The organism is Paramagnetospirillum kuznetsovii (genome assembly GCF_003284725.1).
GTDB classification, from domain to species: Bacteria; Pseudomonadota; Alphaproteobacteria; order Rhodospirillales; family Magnetospirillaceae; genus Phaeospirillum; species Phaeospirillum kuznetsovii.
Window position 1 is genome coordinate 44,067 of the sequence record NZ_PGTO01000021.1, and the last position, 7,231, is coordinate 51,297.

Here is a 7,231-nt window from a genome sequence, read left to right on the forward strand (position 1 = left end):
ACCATGAAGACTGTTCGCATTGCCCTGGCCGCCGCCGCACTTCTGCTTGGCGCCCACGGGGCGCAGGCCGAGACCCTGAAGGTCGGCGTCTCGGCCGGTCCCTATGCCGAGGTTATCGAGTTCGCCGGCAAGATCTATAAGGAAAAGGAAGGCATCGATGTCAAGGTGATCGAGTTTTCCGACTACACCTTGCCCAATGCCGCCCTGGCCCAGGGCGATATCGATCTCAACAACTTCCAGCACAAGCCCTATCTCGACAATCAGGTCAAGAATCGCGGATTCGATCTGGTGGCGGTGGAAAAGAGCATCATCGTGCCGCTGGGGCTCTATTCCAAGAAGATCGCGACGCTGTCCCAGGTCAAGGACGGCTCGCTGGTGGCCATCCCCAACGACCCTTCCAATGGCTCGCGCGCCCTGTTGCTTTTGCAGCAGGCCGGGCTGATCAAGGTTGATCCGGCCAAGGGCATCGCCGCCTCCGTCGCCGACATCGTCGACAACCCCAGGAAGCTGAAGTTCCGCGAGATCGACGCCGCCCAGTTGCCACGCTCGCTGGAAGACACCGACTTCTCGGCGGTCACCCTGAATTATGCCGTCTCCGGCGGGCTGGACCCCAAGAAGGCGCTGCTGCTCGAAGACATCAACACGCCGTGGAATCTGTGGTTCGTCACCCAGGGAGCCCGCAAGGCCGATTCCAAGATCCTGAAATTCATCGCCATCTACCGCAGCCCCGAGGTCAAGGCCTTCATCGCCAAGCGCTTCGACGGCACCATCATCCCAACTTGGTGAGGACACGACCATGACGCGATTGATTCTAGCCCTCCTGACAATACTGACCGCCAGTGCCGTCCAGGCCGCCACGGACGATTGCGCCGCTCCGGCCAAGACGCCCTTACTGGCGGAAGGCTGCGCCGTACTCGACCGGTTCATCGAGACATTCAACGCCCGCGACCCCAAGGCCTGGGCCGAGACCCTGAACTTCCCCCATGTGCGCCTCGCGGGTGGCGAGGTCCAGGTCTGGGCGACCCCGGAGGATTACGCCAAATCCAACGATGTCGCCCAATTCGCCAAGACCGGCTGGCGCTACACCAAGTGGGATTGGCGGCATTTGGCCCAGTCGGGCGACGACAAGCTGCATTTCGTGCTTCAATTCACCCGCTACGGCGACAATGACAGGAAGATCGCGTCATTCGAATCGCTCTACATCCTGACCAAGCAGGGGGGCCATTGGGGCGTGCAGGCCCGCTCCAGCTATGCCGGAATCACTGCTCCCGGTAACGCCTACTGATGCCGACCATCATCCACCTGGACGGACGCCGGGTCCAAGACCCGGCCGAGGCCGCCGCCATCATTCAGTCCCTGGGCCTGACGGTGGCGGGGCTCGACCTCGCCGCCGCCGCGCCGACCGAGCTGGAACCCGTGCTGCGCCGCCAGCGTCTGGACAACTGGCGGGCCGAGGCGATCCTGGCCGACCTCGCCAACGCCCTTCCGCCCGGCTACGCCGGACGGGACGTGGTGGCGCTGTTCCCCGATACGGACGGCCTCGACTCCATCCTGGCCGCCTTCCACCGCACCCACGTCCATGATGACGACGAAATCCGCCTGATCCTGGCGGGCGAGGGCGTATTCGGTTTCGTCCTGCCCGATGGCGATCAGGTGGAAATCACGGTGGTCCCAGGCGATCTGGTGGGGGTTCCCGCCGGAGCCGAGCATTGGTTCCGGCTGACCGAGAGCCGCACCGTGGTGGCGGTGCGGCTGTTCGGCACCAACCCAGACTGGCGCGCCCGCTACACCGACACTCCCATCCGATTCCCGCATTGAGGTTTGCATGACCATCGACATCCGTTCCATCGCCATCATCGGCGGCGGCACCATGGGCAGCGGCATCGCCGCCGCCGCCGCCGCCCAGGGCCGCCGGGTCACCATCCTGGAAGCCGACGAGGCCGCTGCCGCCAAGGCGCGGGAACGGACCCTGGCCGCCGCCAAGGACGAGGCCGAGCGCGAGATCATCGCCGCCCGTCTGGACGCGCGTCCCCTGGACCAGGGCGACGTGGCGGTGGCCGAGGCCGACTGGGTCTGCGAGGCCATCATCGAAGACCTGGAGGCCAAGCGCGCCCTGTTCCGCCGCCTGGAGCCCCTGCGCAAGCCGGGATCGGTGGTCAGCACCAACACCTCGGGCATTCCCCTTGCCGCCATTTCGGCGGACTTTCCCGAGAGCTTCCGCCGGAATCTGGTGGTCACCCATTTCTTCAACCCGGTCCGGGTGATGCGGCTACTGGAAATTGTGCCCGGCATCGATACCGACCCCGCCGTGGTGGGGCGGCTGGTCGGGTTCTGCCGCGACACTCTCGGTAAGGGCGTGGTCCACGCCAAGGACACCGTCAACTTCATCGCCAACCGCATCGGCTGCTTCTGGATGCTGTCAGGCCTGCACAAGGCCAAACCCTATCTGGCGCGCGGCCTGACGCCCGAGGAGATCGACGCCCTGATGGGGACTCCGGTCGGGCTGCCCTCCACCGGCCTGTATGGACTGATCGACCTGATCGGCCTGGACGTGATGGATTTCGTCGGCCGGAATCTGGCCGACAACCTGCCGCCCGGCGATGTGGGACTGTCCTATACCGCCTTTCCCGACGAGGAATTGAACATGCTGCGGCGCGGTCAGTTGGGCCGCAAGAGCGGCGGCGGCTTCTACCGGGTGGTCAAGCTGGCCGATGGCTCCAAGCGTAAGGAAACCTTCGACCTGACCACGGAGGCGTGGCGGGCCTGGATGTCGCCCGCGCCGCAGCCCAGCGCCACCGATGCTGCCGTTTTGCTGTTCGCCAAGGATGAGGCCGGGCGCTTCGCCTGGGATCTGCTGGGCGAGACCCTGCTATACGCCGCCGATTTGGTGCCCGAGATCGCCGACGACCCGATCAACGTGGACCGGGCCATGCGCTGGGGCTTCAACTGGCGGCGCGGTCCGTTCGAACTGCTGGATCATATCGGCCCGGCCCGCGTGATCGACCGGCTTGAGGCCTCGGGCCGCCCGCTGCCGCGCATGCTCGCGGTGCTCAAGGCCAGTGGCGGCCCCCGATTCTATCGGGATGGCCGCACTCTGGGAGCGGATGGGGCCTATCACCCGATACCGGCGGAGTAGTCCTTCAGGGCTCTCAACACCGCCTCGGGACGTTCGGCCATCAGCATGTGACCGGCGCCGTCGAGCACCTGGACCCGGCCGCCGGGGATCAGACCGGCCAGGGCGCGGCCCGCCTTGGCCGGGCTCATGCGGTCGGCGCCCCCCGCCACCACCACGGCGGGGCAGCGGACCAGCGCCGCCGCCGCCTCGCCGCCGCCATAGGCATTGCAGGCCGCCAGATCGGCGTGCAGCACTCCGGGACGCGAGCGTTCCAGCAATCGACTACCGCCGCCGGTCAGCCAAAGGCCCGGCGCCGGATTGCCGCCCAGGGCGGCGTCGGCGGAAAAGCCCCAGGCGGTGATCATGGCCACGGCGGCGGGAAGCTCCTCGGCCGCCGCCGCGATCAGGTCGGCATGCACCGGCATGGAAGCCGCCGCGCCCACCAGCACCAGCGACCGCACCCGCCCGGGATGCCTGGCCGCCAGCTCCAGCGCCGCCAGGGCACCCATGGAATGGCCCGCCACCACCGCCGAGGTGAACCCAGCCGTCGCGATGAAGCGGTCCAGCCATTCGGCCAGGGCCGCGATGGAGGTCAGGGCCTGCCCCTCGGAGCGGCCATGGCCGGGCAGGTCCACCGCCAGCACCGAGTACCCACCATGGGCCAGGGCGCGCGATTGCAGTGCCCAGACGCTGTGATCCATACCCGCGCCATGCACCAGCACCACGGCGGGCCTGGCGGGATCGGGCGCGACGCCGCCATGGGCGACGAAGACGCGGTGGCCGTCGATCACGTATTCGCTCATGACGGCACCGCCGCTTTCAGGGCCTGTCCCAGATCGGCCAGGATATCGGCAGCGTCCTCGATTCCCACCGAGAGCCGGACCATGTCCTCGCCGATGCCCGCCGCCGTCAGTTGCTCGGCGCTCATCTGCTGGTGGGTGGTGCTGGCCGGGTGGATGACCAGGGTCTTGGCGTCGCCCACATTGGCGAGGTGCGAGGCCAGCCGCAGCGCCTCGATGAATTTCCGCCCCGCCTCGCGCCCGCCCCGGACACCAAAGCTGACGATGGACCCCGCCCCCTTGGGCAGCAGCCGCTTCGCCAGATCATGGTCGGGATGGTCGGGTCGGGTAGGATGGGTGACCCAGGCCACCGCCGGATGGGCCGCCAGGAAGTCGATCACGGCGGCGGCGTTCTCCACATGGCGGGCCATGCGCAGGGACAGGGTCTCGACCCCTTGCAGCAGGTTGAAGGCATTGGTGGGCGACAAGCAGGCTCCGAAATCGCGCAAGCCTTCCGCCCTGGCCCGCATGACGAAGGCGGCGGGGCCGAATTGCTCGTCGAACACCAGGCCGTGATAGCCGGCATAGGGCTCGGTAAGCGTCGGGAATTTGCCGCTGCCCCGCCAGTCGAACCGGCCGCCATCGACAATCACGCCGCCAATGGAGGTGCCGTGGCCGCCGATCCATTTGGTCAGGGAGTGCATCACCAGATCGGCCCCCAGGTCCAGCGGCCGACACAGCCAGGGGGTGGCGAAGGTGTTGTCGATCATCAGCGGCAGACCGCTCGCATGGGCAATCTCCGCCAGCGCGGGAATGTTCAGAACTTCCAGGCCGGGATTGCCGATGGTCTCGCCCAGCACCAGCCGTGTCTCGGGCCGGATGGCGGCCTTGAAACCCTCCAGGTCGCGGGGCTTGACCAGACTGGTGGTGATGCCGAAGCGCGGCAATGTGTGGAGCAGCATGTTGATGGTGCCGCCATAGAGCGAGGCCGAGGCGACGATGTGGCCGCCCTGGCCCATCAAGGTGGCGATGGCCAGATGCAGCGCCGCCTGCCCCGAGGCGGTGGCGACCGCCCCGACGCCGTTCTCCAGCGCCGCGATGCGCTCCTCCAGCACCGAGGTGGTGGGATTGGAGATGCGGCTATAGAGATGGCCGGGCTGTTCCAGATCAAACAGCGCCGCCGCGTGGTCGGCATCGGCGAAGACATAGGAGGTGGTCTGGTAGATGGGCACCGCGCGGGCCCGGTGGACCGGGTCGGGGTGTTGGCCCGCATGCAGCCCCAGCGTGTCGAAGCCTGGGAGGCGGGGAAGTCTGAAACGGCTGTCGCTCATGGCGGTGTCATGTCCCTGGATGCAGCAGGTGCTTTTGGATCTTGCCGCTGGTGGTGCGGGGCAGGTCGGGCACCAGATGATAGCGGCGCGGCCGCTTATAATGGGCCAGACGGTCGCCCTCCACCAGATAGCGATCCAGCGCCTCGGGCGACAGCACGGACGAGGGCCGGGGAATCACATGGGCCGTCACCAACTGGCCCCAGACCGGATCGGTCTCACCCACCACCGCCACCTCGACCACGTCGGGATGGGTGATCAGGGCGTCCTCCACCTCGCGGGGATAGACGTTCTCGGCCCCGGAATTGATCATGTGGTCGATGCGGTCCCTGATCCACAGCACGCCGTTGGCGTCCAATTCGCCCAGGTCGCCGGTGTGGTACCAGCCGAAGGCCAGGGCCTTCTCGTTGGCCTCGGGCCGATTGAGATAGCCGCCCATCATGCAGGGGCCGCGCACCACGATCTCGCCCACCTCGCCCGGCGCGGCGGGAACGGCGGGATTTGTGGGGCTGCCGTCCTCGGTCAGACGCGCCACCACCAGATCGTGGTTGAGCGCCGGACGTCCGGCCGAACCCGCCAGACTTAGCTGCTCGCTTGGTCCCAGCACCGACATGCACGGCCCCATCTCGGTGGTGCCGTAGACCTGGACCAGTGCGGCCCCGACCTTGGAGTCCCATTCGCGGATCAGATGGGGCGCCATGGACGCCCCGCCATATTCCACCAGCCGGATCGACGACAGGTCGCGGGCCTCCAGATCGGGATGATGCAGCAGCATGTTGATCATGGTGGGCGCGGCGAAGAAATGGGTGACCTTCTCCGCCTCGATCAGCCGCAAGGCCTCGGCGGCGTCGAACCGGCGCAGCAGCACCTGGGTGGCTCCCAGTTGCAGGCGCGGCAGGAAGCTGGTGTGCAGCTCGGCGGTATGGTTGAGCGGCGCCACCGCCAGGCCCACATCCTGATGCACCAGTCCCATGGCCTGATGCATCAGGGCGTTGTGGGCCAGCTTGGCCCGATGGGTGTGCAGCACGCCCTTGGGCCGCCCGGTGGTGCCGCTGGTATACATCAGGATGCAGGGATCGTTTTCGTCCACCGCCACGCCGGGAGGGGCGTCGGACTTGTCCACCGCCAGCGCCGCCAGGGACCGGGCACCGTCGGGCGGCGTGCCGGGATCGGCGAAGACCCAGTGGCGGCTCCCGGTGTCCAGCGCCCTGGCCCGCGCCACCACGTCGGAGCCTTCCTCCTCGAATAGCACAACCCTGGCACCGCCGTCGCCCAGGATGAAGGCCAGCTCCCGCGCCGCCAGCCGGTAATTGATGGGATTGAAGATCGCCCCCACCCGGGCCGCCGCCAGCAACACGAATACGAAAATCGGCGTGTTGTAGAGGAAGGCCGCCACCACGTCGCCCCTGCCGACCCCCAGCTCCAGCAGGACACCGGCATGGCGGTTCACTTCGCGGTCGAGCTCGCCATGGGTCCAGACCCGCCGTTCCCCGCCCTCCCAGGCCACCAGGGCCGCCTTGCCGGGATAATAGCGGGCCGACCAGGCCAAAGTGTCACCGAGCGTAAGCCCGGTGGAGGGCCGATATTCGGAACCGATCTGAGGATCCATGTCACCCTGCCTTGCCTGCATCAAAAGCCGTCGAACGAAGCCTAACGATGACGGAAACGGAGTCAACCTCTTTTCTACCATACTACTAGACTACCGTGTTTATGAGTGGCCATACCATCTCCCAGGCCGGAGGAGAGAAGTGGCCCCGTCCGTTTGGAGTACTTCTTCCCCATCCGGGTAGCTTTGGACAGCGCCGCCATCGGCGTCGAGAACGGCAAGCAGATCCCGCTGACGCCGGGAATTACCGTCTCGGCCGAGGTGCGCACCGGCACCCGCAGGCCAATGACCTGCCGTGGAACTTTCATCCAGCCATGGGTAGAGTCCCGACTAAAGTTACGCCGTCTGGCGCGGGTTGAGCAATGGGGCCGGGCTCGGAGCCCCGGAGGGGCTTCGATTTCGG

General features: G+C 67.1%; 7 protein-coding genes. 4 read left to right on the forward strand and 3 right to left on the reverse strand.

The window, feature by feature from the left end:
- The first annotated feature begins 3 nt into the window (after positions 1-3).
- From CU669_RS18060 to CU669_RS18075, 4 genes are read left to right on the forward strand one after another with little or no spacing between them, the layout of a single operon-like run.
- Positions 4-786, forward strand: a complete 783-nt coding sequence (locus CU669_RS18060) for a MetQ/NlpA family ABC transporter substrate-binding protein (protein ID WP_112146989.1) — start codon at positions 4-6, stop codon at positions 784-786.
- A 10-nt stretch (positions 787-796) separates the two neighbouring features.
- On the forward strand, positions 797-1,285 hold the full coding sequence (locus CU669_RS18065; protein WP_205119499.1) for a hypothetical protein: 489 nt from the start codon (positions 797-799) through the stop codon (positions 1,283-1,285).
- Positions 1,285-1,818, forward strand: a complete 534-nt coding sequence (locus tag CU669_RS18070) for a cupin domain-containing protein (RefSeq protein ID WP_112146990.1) — start codon at positions 1,285-1,287, stop codon at positions 1,816-1,818. The genes CU669_RS18065 and CU669_RS18070 overlap by 1 nt, the downstream gene beginning before the upstream one ends.
- 7 nt (positions 1,819-1,825) lie before the next feature.
- Positions 1,826-3,136: a 3-hydroxyacyl-CoA dehydrogenase gene (locus tag CU669_RS18075; RefSeq protein ID WP_112146991.1), complete on the forward strand. Its 1,311-nt coding sequence runs from the start codon at positions 1,826-1,828 to the stop codon at positions 3,134-3,136.
- Here the strand turns inward: CU669_RS18075 and CU669_RS18080 are convergent.
- The 3 genes from CU669_RS18080 to CU669_RS18090 are packed head-to-tail and all read right to left on the reverse strand — an operon-like array spanning position 3,115 to position 6,831.
- Entirely contained in the window at positions 3,115-3,918 is an 804-nt protein-coding gene (locus CU669_RS18080) for an alpha/beta fold hydrolase (protein ID WP_112146992.1), read from the reverse strand. The genes CU669_RS18075 and CU669_RS18080 overlap by 22 nt on opposite strands.
- Entirely contained in the window at positions 3,915-5,225 is a 1,311-nt protein-coding gene (locus tag CU669_RS18085; protein WP_112146993.1) for an O-acetylhomoserine aminocarboxypropyltransferase, read from the reverse strand. The genes CU669_RS18080 and CU669_RS18085 overlap by 4 nt, the downstream gene beginning before the upstream one ends.
- 7 nt (positions 5,226-5,232) lie before the next feature.
- A complete protein-coding gene (locus CU669_RS18090) occupies positions 5,233-6,831 on the reverse strand; it encodes a long-chain-fatty-acid--CoA ligase (RefSeq protein WP_112146994.1) in 1,599 nt (532 codons plus the stop codon).
- Positions 6,832-7,231: the final 400 nt, after the last annotated feature.